Annotated in this window: 23 protein-coding genes, 2 tRNA genes and 4 pseudogenes; 6 read left to right on the top strand and 23 right to left on the bottom strand. The window is 43.8% G+C overall.

Features of this window, described 5'->3' with window-relative positions; all coding sequences use genetic code 11:
- Positions 1 to 72: 72 nt before the first annotated feature.
- Positions 73 to 1,197, bottom strand: coding sequence for a DNA polymerase III subunit beta (gene dnaN / locus HMPREF9007_RS08410; RefSeq protein ID WP_008762412.1), 1,125 nt, complete (start codon positions 1,195 to 1,197; stop codon positions 73 to 75).
- A 152-nt stretch (positions 1,198 to 1,349) separates the two neighbouring features.
- Here dnaN and HMPREF9007_RS08415 point away from each other — a divergent pair, with 152 nt between their 5' ends.
- Positions 1,350 to 1,724: a DUF3127 domain-containing protein gene (locus HMPREF9007_RS08415; RefSeq protein WP_008762411.1), complete on the top strand. Its 375-nt coding sequence runs from the start codon at positions 1,350 to 1,352 to the stop codon at positions 1,722 to 1,724.
- Positions 1,725 to 2,410: 686 nt separating this feature from the next.
- Here the strand turns inward: HMPREF9007_RS08415 and HMPREF9007_RS08420 are convergent.
- From HMPREF9007_RS08420 to HMPREF9007_RS08440, 5 genes and pseudogenes are all read right to left on the bottom strand, one after another.
- Positions 2,411 to 3,988 carry a DUF3352 domain-containing protein gene (locus HMPREF9007_RS08420; RefSeq protein WP_008762410.1) on the bottom strand — a complete coding sequence of 526 codons (1,578 nt, stop codon included), beginning with the start codon at positions 3,986 to 3,988 and terminating at the stop codon, positions 2,411 to 2,413.
- A gap of 83 nt (positions 3,989 to 4,071) precedes the next feature.
- Positions 4,072 to 4,831: pseudogene (locus tag HMPREF9007_RS08425) on the bottom strand (MBL fold metallo-hydrolase).
- Positions 4,828 to 5,823 carry a UDP-N-acetylmuramate dehydrogenase gene (gene murB, locus HMPREF9007_RS08430; protein ID WP_008762408.1) on the bottom strand — a complete coding sequence of 332 codons (996 nt, stop codon included), beginning with the start codon at positions 5,821 to 5,823 and terminating at the stop codon, positions 4,828 to 4,830. Before murB ends, HMPREF9007_RS08425 begins: the two are co-directional and overlap by 4 nt.
- Before the next feature lie 19 nt (positions 5,824 to 5,842).
- Positions 5,843 to 6,691 (bottom strand): DUF4348 domain-containing protein, encoded by an 849-nt coding sequence (locus HMPREF9007_RS08435; protein WP_008762407.1) that lies wholly within the window; start codon positions 6,689 to 6,691, stop codon positions 5,843 to 5,845.
- Positions 6,688 to 7,644 (bottom strand): NAD-dependent epimerase/dehydratase family protein, encoded by a 957-nt coding sequence (locus tag HMPREF9007_RS08440; RefSeq protein WP_008762406.1) that lies wholly within the window; start codon positions 7,642 to 7,644, stop codon positions 6,688 to 6,690. The genes HMPREF9007_RS08435 and HMPREF9007_RS08440 overlap by 4 nt, the downstream gene beginning before the upstream one ends.
- A 137-nt stretch (positions 7,645 to 7,781) precedes the next feature.
- On the opposite strand from HMPREF9007_RS08440, the gene kbl reads away from it, so the two are divergent.
- Both kbl and HMPREF9007_RS08450 read left to right on the top strand, forming a co-directional pair.
- The gene (gene kbl / locus HMPREF9007_RS08445; protein WP_008762405.1) at positions 7,782 to 8,969 is read left to right on the top strand and encodes a glycine C-acetyltransferase; all 1,188 of its coding nucleotides are present in this window, start codon (positions 7,782 to 7,784) and stop codon (positions 8,967 to 8,969) included.
- A 120-nt stretch (positions 8,970 to 9,089) separates the two neighbouring features.
- Entirely contained in the window at positions 9,090 to 9,497 is a 408-nt protein-coding gene (locus HMPREF9007_RS08450; RefSeq protein ID WP_008762404.1) for a DUF2721 domain-containing protein, read from the top strand.
- Between the two features lie 98 nt (positions 9,498 to 9,595).
- Here the strand turns inward: HMPREF9007_RS08450 and HMPREF9007_RS08455 are convergent, their stop codons facing one another.
- The 9 genes from HMPREF9007_RS08455 to purU all read right to left on the bottom strand — a co-directional run bounded on the left by HMPREF9007_RS08455 (position 9,596) and on the right by purU (position 17,354).
- Positions 9,596 to 10,075 (bottom strand): ferritin, encoded by a 480-nt coding sequence (locus HMPREF9007_RS08455; RefSeq protein ID WP_008762403.1) that lies wholly within the window; start codon positions 10,073 to 10,075, stop codon positions 9,596 to 9,598.
- A 121-nt stretch (positions 10,076 to 10,196) separates the two neighbouring features.
- Complete coding sequence (lysA, locus tag HMPREF9007_RS08460; protein ID WP_008762402.1) at positions 10,197 to 11,357, bottom strand: diaminopimelate decarboxylase; 1,161 nt, start codon at positions 11,355 to 11,357, stop codon at positions 10,197 to 10,199.
- A 78-nt stretch (positions 11,358 to 11,435) separates the two neighbouring features.
- Positions 11,436 to 12,755 carry an aspartate kinase gene (locus tag HMPREF9007_RS08465; protein WP_008762401.1) on the bottom strand — a complete coding sequence of 440 codons (1,320 nt, stop codon included), beginning with the start codon at positions 12,753 to 12,755 and terminating at the stop codon, positions 11,436 to 11,438.
- A 13-nt stretch (positions 12,756 to 12,768) separates the two neighbouring features.
- Positions 12,769 to 13,494 (bottom strand): ATP-binding cassette domain-containing protein, encoded by a 726-nt coding sequence (locus HMPREF9007_RS08470; RefSeq protein WP_008762400.1) that lies wholly within the window; start codon positions 13,492 to 13,494, stop codon positions 12,769 to 12,771.
- The gene (hisIE, locus tag HMPREF9007_RS08475; RefSeq protein WP_008762399.1) at positions 13,479 to 14,090 is read right to left on the bottom strand and encodes a bifunctional phosphoribosyl-AMP cyclohydrolase/phosphoribosyl-ATP diphosphatase HisIE; all 612 of its coding nucleotides are present in this window, start codon (positions 14,088 to 14,090) and stop codon (positions 13,479 to 13,481) included. The genes HMPREF9007_RS08470 and hisIE overlap by 16 nt, the downstream gene beginning before the upstream one ends.
- A 62-nt stretch (positions 14,091 to 14,152) precedes the next feature.
- Positions 14,153 to 14,908, bottom strand: a complete 756-nt coding sequence (hisF, locus tag HMPREF9007_RS08480; RefSeq protein ID WP_008762398.1) for an imidazole glycerol phosphate synthase subunit HisF — start codon at positions 14,906 to 14,908, stop codon at positions 14,153 to 14,155.
- Positions 14,909 to 15,015: 107 nt separating this feature from the next.
- Entirely contained in the window at positions 15,016 to 15,735 is a 720-nt protein-coding gene (hisA, locus tag HMPREF9007_RS08485) for a 1-(5-phosphoribosyl)-5-[(5-phosphoribosylamino)methylideneamino]imidazole-4-carboxamide isomerase (protein ID WP_008762397.1), read from the bottom strand.
- 171 nt (positions 15,736 to 15,906) lie between these two features.
- Positions 15,907 to 16,497 carry an imidazole glycerol phosphate synthase subunit HisH gene (hisH, locus tag HMPREF9007_RS08490; RefSeq protein ID WP_008762396.1) on the bottom strand — a complete coding sequence of 197 codons (591 nt, stop codon included), beginning with the start codon at positions 16,495 to 16,497 and terminating at the stop codon, positions 15,907 to 15,909.
- The gene (purU, locus tag HMPREF9007_RS08495) at positions 16,497 to 17,354 is read right to left on the bottom strand and encodes a formyltetrahydrofolate deformylase (RefSeq protein WP_008762395.1); all 858 of its coding nucleotides are present in this window, start codon (positions 17,352 to 17,354) and stop codon (positions 16,497 to 16,499) included. The genes hisH and purU overlap by 1 nt, the downstream gene beginning before the upstream one ends.
- A gap of 444 nt (positions 17,355 to 17,798) precedes the next feature.
- On the opposite strand from purU, the gene HMPREF9007_RS08500 reads away from it, so the two are divergent.
- The 3 genes from HMPREF9007_RS08500 to HMPREF9007_RS08510 all read left to right on the top strand — a co-directional run bounded on the left by HMPREF9007_RS08500 (position 17,799) and on the right by HMPREF9007_RS08510 (position 18,847).
- Positions 17,799 to 17,872 (top strand) — tRNA-Asp (locus HMPREF9007_RS08500).
- Between the two features lie 54 nt (positions 17,873 to 17,926).
- Positions 17,927 to 18,000 (top strand) — tRNA-Asp (locus HMPREF9007_RS08505).
- A gap of 253 nt (positions 18,001 to 18,253) precedes the next feature.
- Positions 18,254 to 18,847 (top strand): type 1 glutamine amidotransferase family protein, encoded by a 594-nt coding sequence (locus HMPREF9007_RS08510; RefSeq protein WP_008762394.1) that lies wholly within the window; start codon positions 18,254 to 18,256, stop codon positions 18,845 to 18,847.
- A gap of 206 nt (positions 18,848 to 19,053) precedes the next feature.
- On the opposite strand, the pseudogene HMPREF9007_RS08515 reads toward HMPREF9007_RS08510, so the two are convergent.
- From HMPREF9007_RS08515 to HMPREF9007_RS08550, 8 genes and pseudogenes are all read right to left on the bottom strand, one after another.
- Positions 19,054 to 19,890: pseudogene (locus HMPREF9007_RS08515) on the bottom strand (aldo/keto reductase).
- Positions 19,891 to 20,041: 151 nt separating this feature from the next.
- Complete coding sequence (locus HMPREF9007_RS08520; protein WP_008762393.1) at positions 20,042 to 20,461, bottom strand: pyridoxamine 5'-phosphate oxidase family protein; 420 nt, start codon at positions 20,459 to 20,461, stop codon at positions 20,042 to 20,044.
- A gap of 93 nt (positions 20,462 to 20,554) precedes the next feature.
- Positions 20,555 to 21,433, bottom strand: a complete 879-nt coding sequence (locus HMPREF9007_RS08525; protein WP_008762392.1) for an AraC family transcriptional regulator — start codon at positions 21,431 to 21,433, stop codon at positions 20,555 to 20,557.
- Positions 21,434 to 21,556: 123 nt separating this feature from the next.
- On the bottom strand, positions 21,557 to 22,105 hold the full coding sequence (locus tag HMPREF9007_RS08530; protein WP_008762391.1) for a cyclic nucleotide-binding domain-containing protein: 549 nt from the start codon (positions 22,103 to 22,105) through the stop codon (positions 21,557 to 21,559).
- 37 nt (positions 22,106 to 22,142) lie between these two features.
- Positions 22,143 to 23,507, bottom strand: a complete 1,365-nt coding sequence (locus HMPREF9007_RS08535) for an MATE family efflux transporter (protein WP_008762390.1) — start codon at positions 23,505 to 23,507, stop codon at positions 22,143 to 22,145.
- Positions 23,508 to 23,737: 230 nt separating this feature from the next.
- A pseudogene (locus HMPREF9007_RS08540) lies at positions 23,738 to 24,065 on the bottom strand (multidrug efflux SMR transporter).
- Positions 24,066 to 24,155: 90 nt separating this feature from the next.
- Positions 24,156 to 24,719, bottom strand: a complete 564-nt coding sequence (locus HMPREF9007_RS08545; RefSeq protein ID WP_008762388.1) for a Crp/Fnr family transcriptional regulator — start codon at positions 24,717 to 24,719, stop codon at positions 24,156 to 24,158.
- An 8-nt stretch (positions 24,720 to 24,727) separates the two neighbouring features.
- Positions 24,728 to 25,188 (bottom strand): annotated as a pseudogene (locus tag HMPREF9007_RS08550) (DUF2867 domain-containing protein).
- Between the last annotated feature and the right edge of the window lie 11 nt (positions 25,189 to 25,199).

The following is a 25,199-nucleotide window of genomic DNA, read 5'->3' as shown; positions in this document are numbered from 1 at the left end:
AAATGGATAACTCCTGAACACTGACAGCGCAGCTCATTATCCATTATCCATTTTCAATTTTCCATTAAATAACTAATCGTTCAGCATCATCGGCATCAGCAGCATCAGCAAGTCTTCATTTTCTTCCTGTTCTACCGGCACAATGACTCCGGCACGCGACGGATCGGCAAGTTCGATTACCACTTCATCGGCCGAAATATTGTTCAGGATATCGATGAGGAAAGTAGATTTGAATCCGATGCTCATAGCGGCACCCGAATATTGGCAAACTTGTGTTTCTTCGGCAGAAGTGGAGAAATCGATGTCCTGTGCGGAAATCACAATCTGATTCTCCTGCATACGCAGCTTGATCAAACTGCTTGCCTGTGAAGAAAAGATAGACACGCGGCGCAAAGCTCCGATCAGTTGCTGACGGTCTACAGTCACTTTATGAGGGTTGTTCTGCGGAATTACCGAGTTGTAGTTCGGATAGCGTCCTTCGATCAGACGGCAGACCATGCGGTAGCTTTCCAGCATAAACACAGCGTTGCGTTCGTCAAATTCGATGGTTACTGTTCCCTGTTCTTTCGGAAGCAGGTTTTTCAGCAATGTAGCGGGCTTCTTCGGAAGGATGAACGCGGCACGTTCGTTTCCTTTGGCAGCCAGCGTTTTGCAACGTACCAGCTTATGACCGTCCGATGCCACCATCGTGATGTCTTCTGTTGTAATATCGAAATATATACCGTTCATTACCGGACGGAGTTCGTCGTCGGCAGTTGCGAATACCGAACGGTTGATGCCACCCAGCAGTACACCTGCTTCCATCTCCACGCGGACTGCATTTTCGCCCAGCACAGCCGACTGCGGAAATTCGTCAGCATTCTGTCCCATCAGACTATATTTTCCGTTCTGATACTGCACGGTGATTTCATAATTGTCCGTGTTGACGTAGAATGTCAACGGTTGTTCCGGAATTTCTTTCAGTGCATCAAGCAATGTTTTCGCTACTACGGCAAAACGCCCGTTTGTATCGCTTTCATTTACCTCAACGGTTGTCACCATAGTCGTTTCACTGTCAGAAACAGTCACAGACAATGTTCCGTCTTCCAATTCGAAGAGAAAACAATCGAGAATAGGCAGCGCATTCTTTGAGTTAATTACACGACTGATAGCCTGTAAATGGCTGGAAAGAGCAGTACTTGAAACGATAAATTTCATATATTTTCGAGTATTTAAGTTTTGAATTATATATCGCACAAAGTTACGAAAAAAGATTCGTGCTGCCCAAGAAAACGAAAGAAAAAACAAGCTTTGTGTGAGGGATATTCCTAAAAAATTGTAACTTCGCCGCAGAATTAAAAATTATCGCAATGGAATTTACAGGAAAAATCATCGCTATCCTCCCTCCGAGAGGTGGAGTCTCAAAGACTAGCGGCAACGAGTGGAAATCACAAGAGTTCGTAATCGAAAACCATGACCAATATCCGCGCAAAATGTGTTTCGACGTATTTGGCGCCGACAAAATCGAACAGTTCAACATTCAGATGGGCGAAGAACTGACCGTATCATTCGACGTTGACGCCCGTCAATGGAACGACCGTTGGTTCAACAGTATCCGTGCATGGAAAGTTGAACGTGTAGGCGCAGGTGCTCCTATGACTCCGGGTGCCCCCGTTCCTCCCCCGGCTCCGTCTGCTACTCCGGATTTCACTATGGGTGACGCAAAAGACGACCTGCCGTTCTAAGAATTAAAAACAATCTGCATAAAAAACTCCCGATGGAACTATTTCTGTCGGGAGTTTTTTTATGACTGTCCCATGTAGTAACCAGACACCGGACTGAAGTGAATTCACCTCGGGGCCAACGCAGATTCAGCAGCGAGCTGAAAAGGACTGAGCAGCGAGGCGAAAGGAATTGAGCAGCGAGCTGAAGGAGATTGGACAGCGAGACGGAAAAGCCCCCATGAAGGTATGCCAAAAGTCAATAGTAACTAAACTCTCCTCCTTCAGGAAGGAGGAGTACCCGTAGGGGGAGGTGGTAGGTGAATACATAATCCTATCATTTACAAAGAAATAGAAATAAACATTATTTCTCCTACCACCTCGGTCTGCGACCATTCCTCCTTCCCGAAGGAGGAGAATAGAGATAGAATCGATTTTTTAGCCCCCACTTTAGCTCTTTTGACACCCCTTCATGAATTCTCTTAAAGGTATCTTACGGAATGGAATAAAAAGTGAATCAGCGGCGGCAAAATTCTCTATCTTTTTTCTTATTAATTCTATTTCTTTAGAATAGAATTATATACTCTTCTCTACTCTACTGGTTTCCATTCGGTTTTCGCGCCCTGCCAGAAGGCGTTTCAGAGCTTTTAGTTTCGCAAATTAAGCGCTATTTTTCCCCTCTATTTTTCGCCAGTTTTTTTCTTCGAATTCTATTCGGATTTATACTTCAAAACAATGTTGGGATAGACCATCCCGTCCGCACAAGTAAACTGCGCAAAAAGAATGAAATTACGGAAAAATTCGGAGTTGCGGAGAAAGAATTCCGGCACGTAATGAACCTGATGTCCGGACTGTTCGAGCACGTGCCCAAAGTCCGCCATCAACATGAAATGATACGAATCGGACAATCCGTCCGTCCCCGCCCGATAAGCCAAAGCGCCGTCAAGCACTTCGCCATTATCCAGCTGGCGGATATATCGTGACAAACTATCTTCATCGGGGGCAAGCAGCAAACGCCCGCCATAAAATGTAGCGAAAACATGCAAGGACGGCTCTACAAAACTGGTTAGTTGCGTAAACAACGTTGTTTGAGGCAACCTGTACACAGGATACGCTTTAGCAGGGGTATAACAAAAAGTTATACGTGAATTTCGGTCTGTTCCTTCCTCTGCCGGAGCCGTCTTTACCAAAGAGCGCAACATCCTTTCCGCCTCGGTCACATCCATCACCGAGAGGCTTAAAACAGCCGCAGGCCCCATCAGAGAGTCTTCCCGCTGGAAAAGACAAGCCACCAAATCCTGCCCCGTATTCTCTGCCAGATAACGTGACAATTCCCGATCCCGATTCAGCACTTCACTCGTTCTGCCTGCCGTTGCATATTCCTGCGTATCGCCATAGGAAAGCAGGGATGCCCAGTCCGTAATGCCCTGTTTACTGAAATAAAATGCAGTGGAGGGCAGTGTTTCGCCCGGAAATCCTTTGACAGATTCCTGCTGGCGGATTACATTTATAAAGTTAAAACAAGTATCTACATAATGGCTGACTCCGGAGAAATAAATGAAATCATCCTTTAGCTTCATATCAAACTCCGTCCATCCCATCATCCCTGCCAAACGAGTGTAGACGGTAGCAACAGTCGGACTTTTCTTCGGCGCCCGCACTTCTTTAAAAACAGGGTCGGTAGCCAGCGACTTGCCGGTTTTGCGGATATCTATCACCTCCTCTATCAGCTTTTTCTGACAACTGAGCACCAGAAAGTCTTCCGTCAGATAGCAGGCGAGAAAATCACCGTCCGCCATCGGATAAATAATGATATCTTCACCCTTATAATCGAATGTTTTCGGAGGATAGCCCGACGAAACATATTTCTGCACAAAACGGTCGATCAGCGCACGGTCTCCATTCCCCAACCGGCAGTAAAGCACCTGATTACGATCATTGTCCGGCTCATGAAAACTGATCAGCATCTGATTCATTTGCCTACTCAGACCGTGAGGAGCATCTTCGAGAAGAGAATAAAGATATTGTTTCAGATAAGAAAAGAGTTTGGAAACATAAAGATACTGGTGATCCCGACTACAGGTCAGCTCATCCACTTCCATTACAAATTCGGCTACATCTTCCGTCGCAAACACTGCTGAAACAGAGGACGGAACCAAGGTATAGAGATCAAAATCCTTCTGATCTTCGGCAGCCGACAACCTAAAAAAAGAGTACAACGCAAAACCTGAGCACAAAAGTACAACAGAAGAAGTGATCGCTATTTTCACTATCGTACGAAGTTTCATAATATTTGCTGTTTATCGGCTAGGGGCAAAAATAATAATTTCTACAAAGAAAACAAAACTTTTGCTAAAAAAATCACCAATAATCAGAAAATGATTTCCATTCCGTCATATGTAAGGTGAATATTTTCAGGAAGCTCCTTCTCTACCTTCTTGTGCAGCCCCATATCATGACTCATGTGGATGAAGTATGTCTCCTTTGCCCGAATACGTTCTGCCACCTTCAATGCCTCCTCCAGATTCTGGTGGGTGGGATGAGGAGCGATACGAAGCGCATTCATTATCAGAACATCTATCCCTTCTAATTGTTCATACGATTCTTCGGGCATGGTGAGCATATCCGTGATATACCCCAGCCTGCCGATACGGTAGCCCAGAATCGGCAGCCGACCGTGCATCACCCGCAAAGGCACCACTTCCGTATGGTGGATGGAAAAGGCGTGCCCGACCTCAATTTCCTGCAAGGGAATATCAGGAACACCGGGATAACGGTGATCGACAAAACAATAAGGCATCCGCAAACGCAATGCGCGTGCCACATATTCTTCGGCATAGATAGGAACCGCCCCGAAACGGCAGAACGGACGCAAATCATCCAATCCACCCACGTGATCATAATGTTCGTGCGTAATGAGCACACCGTCTATCTTCTCAAAAGGAAGGTGCAACACCTGCGCCCGAAAATCGGGTCCGCAGTCTATAAGTATCCGCGCATCTTCCGTCTCAACGATTGCAGACGCACGCAGACGATTATCCTTCGGATCGGCAGAAGTGCAGACCGGACAGGGTGCATCCAATCTGAGGAACTCCCGTCGATGTTCCGCTTCCAAGTATTCTTACTTTCATTTCCCAACCAAATTTACTTCCGGATGAATGTCTATGCCGAATTTCGCACGAACAGAAGCCCGTACCGCATCCGAAAGCGCAAGGATGTCACTGCCTTTCGCTCCGCCCCGATTGACGAGCACCAAGGCCTGCTTGTCATGCACTGCCGCCGGACCTAATGCTTTTCCTTTCCAGCCACACTGATCAATCATCCATCCTGCCGGAATCTTCACTCGTCCGTCATTCAGTTCGTAGAAGGGGATTCGGGGAAATTCCTGCTGCAAGGCTTCCAGTTTTTCGCGCGGAACGATGGGATTCATAAAGAAACTGCCGGCATTTCCCATCACTTTCGGGTCGGGCAATTTGCTTTCACGGATATCGATAATCACTTTCCGGAGTACCGGCAAGGTCAGTTCGGGATACTGTTCGAGTTCCTGACGGATGGTGCCGTAATCTAATGTATAACGTTCTTCCTTGCTGAGCCGGAAGCAGACATAGGTCACAAATACGGATTTATTCTCCGGACGTTTGAAAATGCTGTCGCGGTAGGCATAGCCACATTCATCTACAGCATAAACACGCTCCTCACCGTGAATGTTCACTGTTTCGACAGAGGTGATCAGGTCTTTCACTTCCACACCATAGGCACCGATATTCTGCACGGCACTCGCTCCCACTTCACCGGGAATAAGGGAGAGATTTTCCGTTCCATACCAGCCATGCTCTACACAATATCCTACAAAATCATCCCAGACCACGCCTGCTCCTACCCGCACGGCTACACTCCGTTCATCCTCTTCCGTCACCTCGATCCCTTCGATGCGGGAATGTAAGACCAGCCCTTCATAGTCTTTGACAAAAAGCAGGTTGCTTCCGCCGCCTATATGCAAAAAAGGTGTCGTAAGGGCACCTTGAGCTATCAATGTCTTCAGTTCTTCTACCGAAGCATATTCCTGAAACCGTTCGGCATAGACATCAATGCCGAACGTATTGTGTGATAAAAGAGAATACATATCTTCCGTTTTTTCGTTGCTAAATACTGGTATCTTCAAACTTATACAGTTGCCATTCGCCTGCTTTCCGCCTGAAATATAGAATATTAGAGAAGCCGTTTCCGATTCCCTTCAAGGCGAGAATCTTTGTCGGTGAGTTATCATCATTCCGCTGTCCGTAATTGATATTCGAAAGGCGGTCTGTAGGCAATGCCGGCTTGAAAGCAAACCACTGGTTCAAATCAAGAGAAGTCTCCAGAATAGAGAAGTCATCGTCCGGATCTGAGGTGACAAAAGCCAGAGGCTCCTGCACACGCCGGCTTTGAAAAAGGCTGTCGGCAGCAAAATGACTGAAAAACTCCACAAAGTCTTCATTTTCATTCCGCTCAACAGGGCGCAGATTGATAGCCTCCAGTATCCATGCCCCTTTGATACGCTCAAAATAATACTTTTTCACCATTCGGGTTTTCACGAATATCCATTCCACCTGAACGGAGGTCAGTGAGGTGTCCCCCACCAAATCCATGTCTTCTTCTTTATCAAACAGGAGCGTATAATAATGCTGTTTGGTAAATAAGTCATCATGCTTCCAGTTGCGTTCTTCGATATTGGTTTTCTCATCTCCCTTGTAATAGGGCAACGGAAACTTGACACGCTGACGCTGCAAGGCATCATCGGAAGCAAAATTATAGATAAAATCGTCGAAAGATTCGTCCGCTTCTGTCGGTTTGGGCTCTTCCGGCAATTCCTCCTGATGGATCGAATCGGCTTTGTGCCGGATAGAATCCACCTCTTGAGTGATAGATGCAAAGGGGTCGATGTTCGTTTTCTTGTTTCCACAGGAACCAAGGATAGTGAGCACCAGAACCCCCGCAATTAGTTTTTTCATTTTTTCAGTTTCTCTCTTAGCTTTTCAAGCATATCCACCGTCATGCTTTCCAGATCGTAAGCCGGCTTCCACCCCCACTCCTCGCGGGCGCAAGTGTCATCCAGACTATCGGGCCAGCTGTCGGCTATGCGCTGCTTCAAAGGATCTACATCATAGATCATCTCGAACGCGGGCACATGCTTCTTGATGGCATGGAAAATCGTCTCAGGGTCGAAACTCATAGAGGCGATATTGAAAGCGTTGCGGTGTATCAGCTTGGTCGGATCTGCTTCCATCAGCATGATTGCTGCGTTCAGCGCGTCCGGCATATACATCATATCCATTAAAGTGCCTTCTTTGATAGGGCACACAAATTTTTCTCCTCTTACTGCCGAATAATAAATATCGACAGCATAATCGGTGGTTCCTCCTCCCGGAGGGGTCACGTTCGAAATGATGCCCGGGAAACGGACAGCACGTGTGTCAACACCGTATTTGTTAAAATAGTAGTCACTCAGCAACTCTGTCGTTACCTTGGTGACTCCATACATAGTACGGGGACGCTGGATAGTATCCTGTGGTGTCTGTGTATGAGGCGTGCTTGCACCGAACGATCCGATAGAACTGGGGGTAAATACCGCACATCCCTGCTCACGCGCCACTTCCAAAACATTCCACAGTCCGTCAATACCAATTTTCCAGGCTAGCTTCGGCTTGGACTCAGCCACCACCGATAGCAGTGCAGCCAAATTATATATGGTATCAATGTGGTATTCCTTCACCACCGATTCAATCATTTCACCATTCGTTACATCGACAACTGCCGACGGTCCCGACTCTTTTAACTCTCCTTTGGGCTCTGCACCCTGGATGTAACCTGCTACTACGTTTGTGTTTCCATAACGCCTGCGTAACTCCATCGTCAACTCGGATCCTATTTGTCCGGTGGCTCCAATAATCAAAATGTGTTTCATTTTTCCTTTTAAATAAAAGTGTTAAGCTAAATAGTGCGCAAAGTAAGCACTTTTTTTTCAGATTTAAATCAAAAAGATATTGTTTATTCCAAGAAAAATCGTGTCCTTTGCACCATTAACTTAATCACTCAAACATTATGTACGGTAAAATGAAAGAACACCTCAGCCAGACACTGGCTGAAATTAAGGAAGCCGGACTTTACAAAGAAGAACGACTGATCGAAAGTGCGCAGCAAGCTGCCATCACTGTAAAAGGAAAAGAAGTGCTGAATTTCTGCGCCAACAACTATCTGGGACTGTCCAATCACCCCCGTCTGATTAAAGCTTCTCAAGAAATGATGGAGCGCCGTGGATTTGGTATGTCATCTGTCCGCTTCATCTGCGGAACGCAAGATATACATAAGGAACTGGAAGCTGCTATCTCGGATTATTTCCAGACAGAAGACACCATTCTGTATGCAGCCTGTTTCGATGCCAACGGAGGTGTGTTCGAACCGCTTTTCAGCGAAGAAGACGCCATCATCTCGGACTCTCTGAACCATGCTTCTATCATCGACGGCGTACGTCTTTGCAAAGCGAAACGCTATCGCTATGCCAACGCGGATATGAAGGATCTGGAAAGATGCTTGCAAGAAGCTCAGGCACAACGTTTCCGTATCGTTGTTACCGACGGTGTATTCTCTATGGACGGAAATGTAGCACCTATGGATCAGATCTGTGACCTGGCCGAGAAATATGATGCACTCGTAATGGTGGACGAATCGCACTCTGCAGGTGTGGTTGGCGCTACGGGCCACGGCGTCAGCGAACTGTACAAGACTTACGGACGCGTAGACATCTATACGGGAACACTGGGCAAGGCTTTCGGAGGCGCATTGGGAGGATTTACCACCGGCCGCAAGGAGATCATCGACTTACTGCGTCAGCGCAGCCGTCCTTATCTGTTCTCCAACTCGTTGGCTCCGGGTATCATCGGTGCAAGTCTCGAAGTATTCAAGATGCTGAAAGAAAGCAATGCGCTGCATGACAAGCTGGTAGAGAATGTAAACTATTTCCGTGACCAAATGACAGCTGCCGGATTTGACATCAAACCGACACAAAGTGCCATCTGCGCCGTTATGTTGTATGATGCCAAACTCTCTCAGATTTATGCCGCACGCATGCAGGAAGAAGGCATTTATGTGACGGGATTCTATTATCCGGTCGTTCCGAAAGAACAGGCACGTATCCGTGTACAAATCTCTGCCGGACACGAGAAAGCACACCTCGACAAATGTATCGCTGCTTTTATTAAGGTTGGCAAAGAACTGGGAACCTTGAAATAAGTAATAAGTAATAGGTAATAGGTAATAATCGTAGCTGCCGGTAGCTTTACCCGCATGACCTATTACTTATTACCTATTACTTATTACCTATTATTTATTACCTATTACCTATTTTTCAAGATGGAAGAACTTACGCTCACTACTCCTGCTTTGCTTTTTTCGGCTGTTTCGCTGATTTTGCTGGCTTATACCAATCGTTTTTTATCGTATGCGCAGCTGGTGCGACAGTTGCGGGACCGCTATATGGAAAATCCTACGGATATCACGGTAGCACAAATCGAGAATTTGAGGAAACGGTTGAATCTGACACGCACGATGCAGGGACTGGGGATAGCAAGCCTCTTTTTCTGTGTAGTCAGTATGTTTCTTATTTACATCGGACTGCAGTTGTTATCGGTTTATGTATTCGGACTGGCATTGATACTGTTAATCGCTTCTTTGGGTGTATCCTTCCGCGAAATACAGATTTCTACCCGCTCGCTGGAGATTTATCTGGGGGCTATGGAAAAAGGAAAGATAAAGAAATAGCCCGGCAGGGAAGTTGATAAGTAAGATAAAAAAAGAAGCTGTCTGAATATAAACCCAAACAGCTTCTCTTATATAATTTTCTATTTTTCAGATCATTATCAGCGTTGTCCCAGTTGTGAATCAACAAAGAAAATACCGGTATCACCAGCTTTCTTGATTTTATCCACAATTCCCTGTGCAGTAGCTTCTTCTTCTACCTGTTCGCGGACAAATCCCCACAAGAAATCCTGAGTAGCTTTATCTTTTTCAGCAGCAGCCACATCTACCAGCTTGTCTACCAATGCAGATACATGGCATTCGTGTTTGTAAACGTGTTCAAACACTTCCAGCGGAGTACCCCAGCCATTGGGAACCACATCAATCTTGTCAACTATAGCAGTTCCGCCACGTTTGATGATGTAATCGGCCATTGCATAAGCATGTCCCATTTCTTCCTGAGATTGTTTCTTCATCCAATGTGCAAAGCCACTGAAACCTTCTTTCTCAAAGTAGAAAGACATTGCCAGATACAGGTTAGAAGACCACATTTCAGCAGTGATCTGCTCATTGATTGCTTTCTGTAATTTTTCTGAAATCATAATCGTATATTTTTATTAAGTTGTTAATGTAGTTTTCTTTTGAACTCATTACAAAAATAACAAGATTTCAGTTAAAATTGTTCCAAGCTCCCTGCATTTTTAAACTACATTCACATTTTATTTACACCAGCTCGTCCGAAGTGTATCCTTTCGGCAGTTCACGACAGTTGTATCCGGATGCCATAATCTCACCATAGGCACCTGCGGAACGAAGTGCAATCAGGTCTCCCCGCTTCACTTTGTTCAGGTCAATCGCTTTACCGAAAACGTCTGATGATTCACAGATCGGACCTACTACGTCATAAGCCTCTACAGGTTCTTCTGAAGTGATGTTTTCCATCTTGTGGTAAGCCTGATACAAAGCCGGACGAATCAAGTCTGTCATACCTGCATCGAGGATGGCAAATTTCTTCTTCGTTCCCTGCTTTACATACAGCACTTTCGATATCAGAGAGCCGCACTGTCCTACCACCGCACGTCCCAATTCAAAGTGCAATGTCTGATAAGGACGCAGTTTCAGCTGTCCGGCATAGGTAGCAAAATAGCTTTTGAAGTCCGGAACGGACTGGCGGTTAGGATGACCGTAGTCAATGCCCAGACCACCACCGACATTGATATGCTCTACCAGAATACGGCGGGCTTCGAGCTTGTCCTGCAATTCATTCACCCGGTTACAAAGAGCGATGAAATCGCCCATATCCAATATCTGCGAACCGATATGGAAGTGCAGACCGATGAATTTTACATTCTTCATTTCCAAAGCCACATCGATCACCCTGTCCATGTCCTGCATACTGATACCGAATTTGTTTTCAGCCAGACCGGTGGTGATATTGGCGTGCGTATGCGCCCCGACATCCGGATTGATACGGAAAGCGACATTAGCGATCTTATTTTGAGCGGCAGCCAGTTCGTTGATGACTTCCAGTTCGGGGATAGACTCTACATTGAAACAGAAGATGCCATATTCCAGTCCGAGGTTGATCTCCCAATCCGCTTTCCCGACTCCGGCAAAAACGATTTTATTGGCAGGGAATCCGGCACGGACAGCGGCACGGATTTCTCCGCCACTCACGCAGTCTGCTCCCATTCCGCTTTCACGGATAATGGTAAGTACTTTCGGATTGGCATTCGCCTTCACGGCATAATGTACGGAATAGCTAGGATATTTGGCAACCTCTTGGTTAATAGCCGACAATGTATCACGCAGCACTTTCGTATCATAATAATAGAAAGGTGTCTGCAAAGTACGGAATTTATCGATTGGAAATATTCCTTTCATAATTCAAGAAACTTGTTTAGTTAGTTAAAAAGAGCGCTTTTATCAGTATCAATAAAAGCGCTCGTATTATTTGTGGAATTATTTGTTGTTGAAAAGCATATCGCTCAGCGACTGCAACGCCGTCTTCTTATCGCAATCCCGGATAAGGAAGGAAATGTTGTAGTTACTTCCTCCGAAGGAAATCATTCGCACAGGTATATCCCGCATCGCATCAAGCGCTTTAGCTTCGAAACCGACATTCTCCCATTCCAGATCACCTACTACACAGATAATACACATATCCTTGTCAACAGTGACAGTACCGTATTTTTTCAGGTCGTCCAGAATCTCGTTCAGATGCTTGGTGTTGTCTATTGTAACAGATACACCGACCTCTGAGGTACAGATCATGTCAATAGAAGTCTGATAGCTTTCAAAGATCTCGAATACTTTACGCAGGAAACCATGAGCAAGCAACATACGGCTTGATTTGATCTTGATAGCTGTAATATTGTTTTTGGCAGCTACGGCTTTAATCTTACCTTTCTCCGTGTCATTAGAAATCAGTGTTCCGGGAGCATCCGGGTCCATTGTATTCAGCAGACGTACAGGTATATTGGCATATTTAGCAGGCTGGATGCAAGTCGGGTGCAGGATTTTTGCACCGAAGTAAGCCAGCTCGGCTGCTTCTTCGAAATGCAGCTGACGAACCGGCGCTGTCTTGTCCACAATGCGCGGGTCGTTATTGTGCATACCGTCGATGTCCGTCCATATCTGGATTTCGGAAGCCTTTACGGCAGCACCGATCAGGGATGCGGTGTAATCGCTGCCACCACGCTGCAGGTTGTCTATCTCACCGTAAGCATTGCGGCAGATGAAACCTTGTGTGATGTAAATCTCCATATCCGGATACAGTTCCAGCTGTGCCTGCAGTTTCTCCTTAATATATACAGGGTCCGGTTCCGCGTTCTTGTCAGTACGCATGAATTCCAAAGCCGGAAGCAATACGGACTTCACACCGCATTCCTGCAGGTAGAAGTTGACCATAGCCGTAGAAATAAGCTCTCCCTGTGCCAAAACCACTTTCTCTTCGAACAAAGTGAAAAGGTCTTTAGTATAGGAGCGGATGTAGTCGAAGTGAGACTTGATGACTTCCAGACCTTTCTGTTTATATTCCTGAGTTGCAAAAAGCTCATCAACGTGCTGTTTATATTTTGATTCCAGCTTATTGATAATCTCGTTGGCACCCTCCGGATTCTTCTTATACAGATAGTCCGAAATTTCCACCAATGTATTTGTTGTTCCTGACATTGCAGAAAGGACAACAATCTTCTGTTCACCATCGGTAATCAATTTGGCTACTTCCTTCATCCGCTGAGCAGAACCCACGGAAGTTCCTCCAAACTTTAAAACTTTCATTTTCGTTACTGTTTTAGTTATCTATATTTAAATCTATTTCTATTGTTCTCTGTCTGGGCATGTATTCGTCTGTCACATCCGTTATACGATGTTCGGAACAGCGGTATACACTGCCGGGATATTCTTTCAGCAATTGCAGATTGTGCGTTGTCATCACTACCGACGAACCGGATTCGCAGATGTTGTGCAACAATTCAACGATGGACTTGCCTGTTTCCACATCCAGATTTCCGGTCGGCTCGTCTGCCAGGATAATAGCCGGAGAATTGAGCACGGCACGTGCGATCACGATGCGTTGCTGTTCGCCGCCGGAAAGCTCGTTGGGGAGTTTATAGCCTTTGTTGGACATTCCCACGAGGTCGAGCACTTCCTCTATTCTTTCCTGAATTTCCCGTTTGTTCTTCCAGCCGGTGGCACGAAGCACAAATTCCAGATTGTTGTAAACGGTACGGTCCGTCAGCAGCTGAAAGTCCTGAAACACAATTCCCAGCTTTCTTCTCAACTGAGGGATATGCTTGCGTTTGATTGAACGCATATTATAACCCAGCACTTCCGCTTCGCCGTCGATTACGTCCAGTTCGCCGTAAAAGGTTTTGAGCAGGCTCGTTTTTCCCGAACCTACCTTCCCGATCAGATAGACGAACTCTCCTTTGTGCAATTCCAGATTGACATCGCTCAGCACACAGAGTTCCTGTTGATGGATTTCTACGTTTTTATATTGAATTAATGCTTCTTCCATGTACTGCTATGTCTTTCCTGCAATTCGCGTGCAAGGTCTTCGATCCGATAGCCTTTTGAAGTTAATAATACAATCATGTGATAAATCAGGTCGGCTCCTTCATAGATCAGACGTTCGTTTGTTCCATTCGTAGCTTCGATCACTGTTTCGACAGCTTCCTCACCTACTTTCTGAGCGATCTTGTTGATTCCGGATTCGAACAGGCTGGTGGTGTAAGAGCCCTGGGGCATTTCTTCGTGACGTTTGTCAATGAAATCCTGCAATGCTTTCAGGAACATAACCGGTTCTTCGTTTTTCTCACCCCAGCAAGTATCTGTGCCTGTATGACAAACAGGACCTGCCGGATCTGCCTGGATCAACAGGGTATCGTTGTCACAATCCGCTTTGATAGATACCACATGAAGGAAGTTGCCGCTTTCTTCTCCTTTCGTCCAAAGACGATTTTTGGTACGGCTGAAGAAAGTTACTTTTCCGGTTTCCACCGTTTTATCATAGGCTTCCTTATTCATAAAGCCCAGCATCAAGACTTTGCGTGTCTCGTTGTCCTGTATGATAGCCGGAACAAGTCCGTTCATCTTATCGAAATCCAATTCCATCTTATATTAAGTTCTAATTACTATTTCAATTTACTATACCGTTTGTGTGAGCCCATGCCGCCTCACCCTCTGATGGTTATTCCTTCGCCGCAAAGATACGATTTTAATTCGGGAATTTTAATTTCTCCGAAATGAAAAACGCTGGCAGCCAACGCCGCATCTGCTTTTCCTACTAAAAAAGCATCACGGAAGTGTTCTTTCAGCCCTGCCCCACCCGAAGCGATCACGGGAATAGAGAGTTGATCGGCCAAGGAAGCAAGCGCTTCGTTCGCATAACCGGTCTTCACCCCATCATGGTTCATGCTCGTAAACAGGATTTCGCCTGCTCCACGCTCCTGAGCCTCTTTGGTCCATGCCAGTAATTCTTTATCGGTTTCGATACGCCCGCCGTTCAGATAACACTTCCAGCCGTTTTCTGTTTGCTTGGCATCTACTGCCAGAACACAAACCTGAGAACCGAAGTTCTTGGCAATGTCATCAATCAGCTGAGGGTTGCGAATGGCGGAAGAATTGATCGAGATCTTATCCGCTCCGGCATTCAGCAGGCGATCTACATCGCTCAATTCATTGATGCCACCGCCCACGGTAAACGGGATATTGATATTGGCAGCAATCCGCTTTACCAATTCCGTGAAAGTCTTACGTCCTTCATGACTTGCGGTAATATCCAGAAACACAAGTTCATCTGCTCCTTGTTCGCTGTAAGCCCGCCCCAGCTCTACCGGATCACCGGCCTGGCGCAAATTGACAAAGTTCGTTCCTTTTACGGTCTGTCCGTCTTTTATATCCAGACAGGGTATGATTCTTTTTGCTAACACAATTCTATCTTATTTACTATTTGACAATTTAGATTCTACTAATCCGAGAACCTGCTTCCTTATTTTTCATTATAACAGGGTGCTTCCTTCCATTTTAGCACTCCTGATTATAAAAATATACGCAAATCTTTCAATGTTATATGCCCTTCGTACAATGCTTTACCGAAGATGACTCCGGGAACTCCGGCTTCATTCAAGGCGATTATGTCATCCACATTGCTCACTCCGCCACTAGCCATCAGGTAGAGATTCGGAAACTTCTCCAGCATTTCTTTATACAAATCGATAGAAGGACCTTTCAGCATTCCATCACAACTAATATCAGTGCAAATGACTTTCTGAATACCTTTATTTATATAGTCTTCGAGAAATGGGAAAAGCTCGCAGGCGCTTTCGTCTTTCCAGCCGTTTACGGCAATCCTATGTTCCTTGACGTCTGCTCCGAGGATTATTTTCTCACTGCCATATACTTCCAACCAATGGCAGAACAGCTCCGGATCTTTCACGGCAACGCTTCCGCCTGTCACCATCTGAGCACCGCTTTCAAAAGCTATTTTCAAATCTTCGTCACTCTTTACTCCACCACCGAAATCTACTATTAAAGAGGTACACGTAGCAATCTGCTCCAATACCCGATGATTGACTACGTGGTGAGAAGCGGCTCCGTCCAGATCTACCACATGAAGCCTGCGAACCCCGTTCGCTTCAAACTCCCTGGCTACTTCCACCGGATTTTCGTTATAGACCTTCTTACTATCGTAATCTCCCTGAGAAAGGCGTACACATTTCCCGTCAATAATATCAATGGCTGGAATAATTTCTATCATCTGTTTATATACAATTTGATCATTTACGATTTACTATTTTAGCTGTTCACTCCATCTTCTTATACCTGTCCTTTTCTTCTTCTCCGAAAAGCCGGAAATAGTTTATTATAAACGATGACCGAGTTTATTATAAACTATAGCGGAGTTTATTATAAACTGTTGCAACGTTTATTAGAGATCCAGAAAGTTCCTCAGAATCCTTTCACCTGTCTTCCCGCTTTTCTCCGGATGGAACTGGGTGGCATAAAAGTTATCTTTATGCAATGCCGCGCTGAACGGATGGATATAATCGGTTTCAGCAGCAGTAAAGTCACAAACCGGCACATAGAAACTGTGTACAAAGTAGACAAACTCTTCTTCGGTGAATCCTTCGAACAGTTTGCTGTTTGTCTTACCAATCGTATTCCAGCCCATATGCGGCACTTTATCTTCATGCTTCTGCGGAACAAAACGTTTCACGTCTACATCAAAGATATTCAGGCAGTCCACCCCACCTTCTTCAGAATGCCGGCACATCAGCTGCATACCGAGGCAAATTCCGAACACAGGCTGACGCAGATTCTTGATCAGCTCGTCGAGCCCTGTTGCTTTCAGGTGATTCATGGTAGTTCCCGCCTCTCCTACTCCGGGGAAAATCACTTTATCGGCAGATTGAAGTATTTCTTTATCGGCAGTAATCACTGCTTCTACTCCCAACCGCTTCAGAGCATAGTCCACAGAACGGATATTCCCGGCATTGTATTTTACAACTGCTACTTTCATCAGCTAAATATTACTGTTTTATTTTTATAAGCCAAAATCTTACGTTCGATATGCTTTTGTACCGCACGCGAAAGAACAATTTTTTCCAGGTCCTTTCCTTTATTTACAAGATCTTCTATAGAGTCCTTATGTGTAATGCGTACTACATCCTGCTCGATGATCGGACCTGCATCCAGCTCAGTCGTTACATAATGGCTGGTCGCACCGATAATTTTCACTCCACGCTGGAATGCGGCATGATAAGGTTTTGCCCCCACAAATGCCGGTAGGAAGGAATGATGGATATTGATAATCTTATTTGGATACGCATTGATCATCTGTTCGGAAATCACTTGCATATAACGTGCCAACACGATGAATGTAATTTTATGTTTGGCAAGCAATTCCATTTCTTTGCGTTCCTGTTCTTCTTTGGTCTCCTTGGTGATGGGGAACAAATAGAAAGGAATACCGAAACGCTCTGCCACGTGCTGCAAGTCCGGATGGTTGCTTATAATAAGAGGTATCTCCACATTCCACTCTCCTGCCGTGTAGCGAGCCAACATATCGAACAGGCAATGAGACATTTTAGAAACGAATATAGCCATACGCGGTTTCACATCCGAGAAATAAAGACGGAAATCCATTTCATACTTCTGCCCATATAGCGTTCTGAAATAATCTTCAATCTTTTCCTGCGGAACCAGAAAATCTTTCAATTCCCATTCTATACGCATGAAGAAGATGTTCTCCACATGGTCTACATACTGATCCAGATAGATAATATTTCCTTTGTTTACCGTAATAAAGTCTGTCACTTCCGCGAGGATTCCCGGTTTGTCGGGACAGTGCAATAACAGTTTGGCTGTAGTCATCATTCTTTTTACTAATTTACTATTCCGGGCGGAAATTCTTCCACCTATCTAATTTTAGTGCGCAAAAATAACGATTTATTGCAAAACTACGAATTATTCAAGCAGAAAGTTGATATAAAAACGGTGATTTCTTACAGATAGAAAGATATCCAAGACTATTTCCAAAGAAGAAGATGACAAACTTCAGGATAGTGACACTATCGCCTCCGGATAATGACACTATCCCATCGTGATAGTGTCACTATGACGACCGGATAGTGTCACCATCCTGACTGAAGAAAAAACTAATATTTTTTTTTCATTATAAAAGTACTCAAAATGAGACACTAAGCTTTTTTCTTGCTTTTTATTGGAAAAAAGTTTCATCAAAACATTTGCAGATTTACAAAAAACAACTACCTTTGCACCCGCAATCGAGAGAGATGCAGATTAACAAAATGAAATTCTGGTTCGGTAGTTCAGTTGGTTAGAATACATGCCTGTCACGCATGGGGTCGCGGGTTCGAGTCCCGTCCGGACCGCTTCTTTTAAGTAAGAAGCAAAGAGAAATAAAATGAATTAGTCTATTAATATTTGGTGCGTTAGTTCAGTTGGTTAGAATACATGCCTGTCACGCATGGGGTCACGGGTTCGAGTCCCGTACGCACCGCTTCTTAAGAAAGTAAAAAAGTCTTTGATTACATTGATAATCAAAGACTTTTTTTTATGCATTACACGAAACCAAGATCGCTAACAGCTACAGTCTACGACTAAGACTGACGGATATCTTAAACATTCTGTTACCCGCCATCGGACATCAGACCTATAAAGTCATATATAAAAAAGATAATAATTCACTGCATCATCTGGGTTATTCAATTTTAAATAGCACCTTTGCATACATAAAGAAAATAGAATGATATATGAAAGAAGTAATTTTTGTATTATTAAATGAGTTCGCCGACTGGGAAGGCGCATTTATAGCTGCCTGCCTGAATCAGGGTGTTATGCCCGGAAGTCCTGTTCCTTATAAAGTGAAAACCTTGTCTATAACCAAAGAGCCTGTCTCTTCAATAGGGGGATTCAGAGTATTGCCTGATTATGATTTGAAAGATATACCGGAAGATTATGCAGGTCTGATATTAATTGGCGGCATGAGCTGGTTTTCACCAGAAGCTGAATTAATAGTCCCGCTAATAGAAAAAGCTATCAAAGATAAGAAAGTGGTTGGCGGAATATGCAATGCTTCCGTTTTCCTTGCTATGCATGGATTTCTCAATAACGTAAAGCATACGAGTAATACAATCGATTATCTGAAACAACATGTCGGAGAGAGATATACAGGTGATTCGAACTACGTTGATCAGCAAGCTGTAAGAGATGGAAAGATCATAACCGCTAACGGAACCGGACAACTGGAATTTTGCAGGGAAATACTATATGCATTAGAAGCTGATACAGCCGAAGCAATAGAAAAAAGTTATCTGTTTTATAAAAACGGATTCTGTCCGGAGTAATAAAAGCAAGGTTAAGTTTAACAATTACCGGATAACTAACATTAGATATAAAAATAGCCTCATACCCAAATAGACAAAACATACGGAGAACATTGGGATAATAAAGTTCCATTTTTCGCTACGTTCCAATATTCCGAATCGTCAGAAGAGATCAATCTTTCCTGACGATTCTTTTCTAAACATCTTCCGCCTACATATTCCCTCTATTATAAATTAATCAGAAAGTTAACCATTTCAGGGTCATAATGGGAGAAGAACAGACTTTCTTTTTTATCGAGTCCGGCAATCTCTTCCATATCCTTTGCAGACAAGGTGAAGTCAAATACATCGAAGTTTTCTATCATGCGTTCCTTGCGAGTCGATTTCGGGATAACGATGATATCACGCTGAATAAGAAAGCGCAGAGCTACCTGTGCAACCGATTTTCCATACCGTTCTCCAATTGCTTTCAATACTTCATTAGAGAAAAAATTATTGCGTCCTTCCGCAAATGGTCCCCATGACATGACCTTCGTACCATATTTCTTCATAATCTCCTGCGGTTTCACTTGCTGGTTGAAGACGTGTGTTTCAACTTAATTCACCGCCGGTTTAATCTCACAAAATTCCGCCAGGTCGATAAAACGGTCCGGATAGAAATTGCTGACGCCAATGGCACGAGCTTTTCCGTCCTTGTAAGCCTCTTCCATGGCACGGTATGTACCATAGTAATCATTGAAAGGCTGATGAATAAGCAGCAAATCAACATAATCACTTTGGAGCTTACGCAAGGATTCGTCAATAGAAACTTTTGCTTTTTCGTATCCACCGTTCGAAATCCATACTTTCGTGGTGATAAACAGTTCTTCACGTGGTACCCCGCATTTCCTGACTGCATTCCCCACTCCTTCTTCATTATAATATGCCTGTGCTGTATCAATAGAACGATAACCAACACTAATAGCATCCAGCACACAGCGCTCACACTCTTCAGGAGTCACCTGATATACACCATAGCCTAAAATCGGCATTTCAACACTGTTGTTCAATCTTATTGTTTCCATAAATGTACTTTTAGTTATTATATTCAATACCTATATACCTATCAATAACAAGATCGATAGTCGAATTGATCTTATTGCAGTACAAAATTAAGGAAGAAACATACATCTGACAGTAGATAAATTACGGGTTGTTCAACCATTATTACTGATTCTATTCAACAGTGAAACTTTCCGACTTAAAGTTACTGTAAAACCTTCCGGAAATCGCTGTAAATTTTAAAACACAATAATCGGGGTCTGTCACTCCTTCGGGATAATACATCGTATCCCCTTCCTGCCATATCATCTCCTTACTGGCAGGATCAGTCAGCACTTCCATAGTACCGCGCAGCATCACCCCTCTAAAGAACCGCGTATCACAAAAATAAATACAGGCATGATTGTTCTCACGATATTGGACCACACGCATTGACGAAGTATTTGTAGTCAGATAAATCGTCTTTATCCCTTCCCTCTTTCGGGGTTGTAACATAGCTTTCATATTAGGAAATCCTTCACTGTCTATGGAACCGATAAAGGCCGTTTTCAGCTTATCAATCATGTTCCCTACTGTTTTTTCCGCATCTCTCATCGTTCAATAATTTTAATTGGTTATTATCTGATGCGAAAGTAGGGATATAGAAGACAATCAGTGCAACAGAAAGAAAGGGAGAAATATCACTTTTTACGGTTTATGCGTTCTTCGATAAAGTAATGGCGTTGTTCCAGTATATTGCCGGAAGCTACGGATAAAATAAGAGACGGTTGAGAAATGAAGTTCAAACGCAATATCCGATATAGGGAAATCTGTATAAGTAAGCAGTCTCTGAGCCTCATCCATTACTTTATTCCGGATATATTGCTTCGCACTAATCCCTTTTGTTGAGGTTACAATCTCATTCAGATAATTCGGGGTAATACAAAGTTTATCCGCATAATATTGAACAGAATGCTGCTCTTTCAGATGGCTCTCAACCAACTTCATAAATTTGTCAATATGGATATTACCAACCTCTTTGGATGTAGTTTCTTCTTCCATATTCACTTTCTTATATTCCCGGTCCAACAACATCAAGACTTCATAAAGTAATGCCCTTAATACATACACATCATTCTGTCTGTACGAATCAATCTCCGTTTTAATATTGTGCAATATCTGAAGGATACGCATATAAAGTTCATCCGGCAACTGTAATTTGGATGATGTCTTTCCCGACTGAAAGAATGAAAGATGCTGCACAAAGAGAGAATCCTTAAAAAGAGAAGATAAAAACTCATCTTCAAAGATCAAAGCATAACCATTGACTATGTGGCGGGTATCCCAGTTCCGAATCTCTCCCGGTTTAGAGAAAAACACATCACGGGAAGCCGCCTCGTTAGTCTGATTATCTATCGAAAACTTGCCCTCCCCTTCTGTGACAAACGTGATATCATAGTAAGTCAGCGTGTGGACAGAACTCTGAGAGAGGAACTTCTTTACGTATTTCAGTTCGACGACATCTATCAAAAGTTCACTTCCATACTTATTCTTATAGAAAGTATATCGGGGAATCAGATTTTTCATTTCAATTACAAAAATAATATTCCTTATCAAATAATACAAAGACTTTCCGGTTTTGAGAAGCACCGGGGTAAGAATAGACTATTTAATAAGGAATATCTTCAAATATAGAGAATGAGACATTTCTTATTTACAGCTTCCGGCCAGATATCCCAGACTTGTCACATCGGCCCCTAAATAATAAGTAATGTACTTCAAAGGGACTCTGTACAGAATATCGGGAATTTCTGATAATAAAGAAAGGTATCTTTCCCTGATCGTCAGTTTACGTGCATTCACACTCATTTCCTCTTTAAGGTAAAACTGATATTCCATCATCTGACGAATCAGATTGGAAAACGTGATGGACGTTGCACACAATTCCTCGATCTCATCTTCGCTGATGTAATAGGCCACACACCTTGTCAGTGTTTTGACAGAATGCTTACTTGTATTGTAGCACAAGATAGCGTCACCTTCGGACAGGAATCTGACGGTTTTGTCCTCTCCCTGCCGGGTAGTAAATGTATGCAGGATACCGGAAACGATAATGTACAAGCTCTGCTCGGGCATTGTAGCAGAAGCAATCGTTTCTCCTTTATCCAGATACACTCTTTCCATGCGAGCCAACAGCTCTTTCACTTCCTTTTCTTCAACCTGATACTCAAAACAGAGTTTCTTCAAATAAGCTTCCATACAAATTGATTTTAGTTAATATATCCACTTAAAACACCTAATTCGACATAGCAGGCATCATGGTGCCTTTCAAATAAACTTTCTTCCGGGTATATCTTAAATACCAGATACAGATCAACAATGAAACCACTGTTGAAAGAGGCGGTGCAAAGCCCATGATAAACAGGGAAGAACTGTCTATCTGACTAAACCAGTACGACAACGGAATCCGGAACAGGAAAGTCGCTATCAGACTGTGAATCATCGGGAACAATGAATTTCCCTGTCCGCTGAAGTAAGAGTTTATGCAGAACACAAAACTTACAACGATACAGTCGATACTATATCCCCGCAGATACTCCGCCGCCATTGATACCACCGCCGCATCTTTGGTAAAGAACGCGGTAAGCGTTTCCGGCAGGAATTGTGAATACACACAAACCGATACACCGAAAACAAGTGCAATTCCTATCCCCGAAGCCAGACAGCGGTTCATCCGTTGTATAAGTCCGGCTCCGTAGTTCTGTGCCGTCATCGTCGCTACTGCCGATGAGATTGCCATCGGAGGCAGCATGGCAAACACTATAATTTTCTCTACGACACCCAAAGAAGCCGATGCGATCACTCCCATCTGATTGACTATAACGGTGATGATCAGAAACGAGATATTGATCAGCGCATCCTGCAACGCAATAGGCGCTCCCAATGTCATGACTTTCTTGGCCAGGTTCCGGTTCAGCCGGATATCTTTCCGGGTAAACTCAAAATGAAATCCGTGCCGATATAAGAACCAAAGAGAGATCATGAAGCTGACTCCCTGCGCCGTTATGGTGGCAACTGCCGCTCCTGTGGCTCCCAAATGGAAATATCCTACCAATATAAAATCGAGCACAATATTAATCACACACGCCAGCGCTACAAAATAAAGCGGCGTCCTGGAGTCTCCCAACCCGCGCAAAATACCGCATACGACGTTATATCCTACTATAAACGATATCCCGGCCGAACATACAAGGATGTAACTTTTCGTATCCGCCATCGCCTCTATCGGCGTATGCATTAACTCTGCTATCCGACCATGAAAAACCACCATGACCAAAGTAAGCAGCACCCCGATTATTGAAAACAACCATACGGACGAACCGATGGTGAAAGCTACTTTCTTGTCATCCTTTGCTCCGGTAGCGATGGCAATCAAAACGGTTGTTCCTGTCGTAATGCCAAGAATAATCCCCGTGATTGTCTGCATCACCTGACTGCCGATGGCTACAGCCGCCACACTTGCAGAATCATCGTATTGTCCTACCACAAAAAGGTCGGCCCCACCATAAAGTGCCTGAAGCACATTGGCAATCAGAAAAGGAACCGCAAATTGCAGTAATACTTTCGGAACACTCCCTTGTGTCAAATTTAACTCTTTCATAGTTTTTCAATACTTACTCCTCTTATCTTACTTGTTACAAAATAAAAAAGTGCCGGACAAGCTGAATGATTCACACCATTCATCTTATCCAGCACTATAATTATCTATTATAGCACCCTCCGATGAGGATTTTCTATGCCTGTCCCTATTTTTGGGGTGCAAATATGGGCTTTGTTTTCATAACTACCAAATTATAATCGATAATTATTTTTTTATGATACCATAAGGTATCAATGTGATACCAATTTCAGACCGACAATGGAGCAAATCAATGTGAAGATGAAGAAAATTCTGCCCCAACTTGCCGGCTCTTTAAAGAAAAAGATACCGATCAGCACCGTACCGGCGGCACCGATACCGGTCCATATAGCATAAGCCGTACCAACGGGCAATGCTTTGGTAACCCTTATCAGAAGGAGCATACTGACACACAGGGATATCAGCAGCCCTAATGACCACATATATTTCTCTGCTCCTACTACTCTGTTTATTTTTCCCAGACAGAAAGTAAAGACCAATTCAAGGCATCCTGCCAAAAATCAAAAGAATCCAATTCATAACACTTCCTTTTTTGATTGCAAAGGTCATGAATTTCCGGCACCCTTCATTTTACATTTGTAAAAAAGGGATTTTACAAAGTTTAAAAAATCATCTTATCTTCGCACGAATTCTGCTTAGATTGACCTGTGAGATGCCTAAATAGGAAGCTATAATACCCAATGGCACACGTTGAAGTATATCAGAATATTCGGATATCAGTTCCTGATACCTCTCCAATGAAGTTTTGAATTGCCTTGATATAAACAGCTTTTCCGATTTGATGTATTCTCTCTCGGCAAACTTCCGTCCCCAGTTGGCTATATGTATATCTTCCAGATAGAGATTGTGCAGTTTATCGACACTGAGTTCATACAGGACACTATCTTCCAAAAGTTCAATATTCTCATATCCTGCCCGATTATCATAAAGAGTTTGCAAAGGGAAGATTGCATCCCCTTCTTTCCCGAACCAGAAGGTAACCTTCTTATCCGACTGATGAGTATAGGCATGCAGCATCCCTTTCTTCATCAGATAGAACTTAGAGCTTTTATGGTTTGCCCGGAACAGATGGAAGCCTTTAGGATAGGCTACTTCGGGAGCATCGCTCAGTAAAGCCTCCTTTGAAGCATCCGGCAACTTGTAAATCGAGTCTATGATATCATTTATATCCATAAGCTGTTTTATTTCAATCGTTTTGCTACCCTTTTCAGCATAGAACGGATGATGACTTTATGAAAAGGACGAATAAAGAAGAAGTACAACCGGCCCAGTCGGTTATTGAACTTTACAACGGTCGTGATTGTAAACGTCTGCCCACCGGACTCCTTCTCTCCACACCATAAGGCAGCATGAAACGTCAGGTGTTTATCGGGCATACCGAAAACAATCTCCTGTGCATTCTGCTCACATATCGTATCGGCAAAGCGCATACCAACTTCCAGACCTAACGGTTTGACTAGCGTATTCCTTAACTTCATCAGCCCATTCACCCACGCCGGAGAGTGGTTAAAAGCCATATCAAAGAACTCGTCGGAAGTGATTGCTTTTTCACTGACCACATTCCTTGAAAAGAATCGCAATAATCTGCCGGAAGATAGCCGGCTATCAAACTGTCCTGGGGTATATTCTGCTCTTTCATCATCTTCAGCCATA

It is taken from the genome of Bacteroides sp. 1_1_14, assembly GCF_000162515.1.
In the GTDB taxonomy this organism is placed as follows: domain Bacteria; phylum Bacteroidota; class Bacteroidia; order Bacteroidales; family Bacteroidaceae; genus Bacteroides; species Bacteroides thetaiotaomicron.
This window is presented reverse-complemented; position numbering and strand designations above follow the sequence as displayed.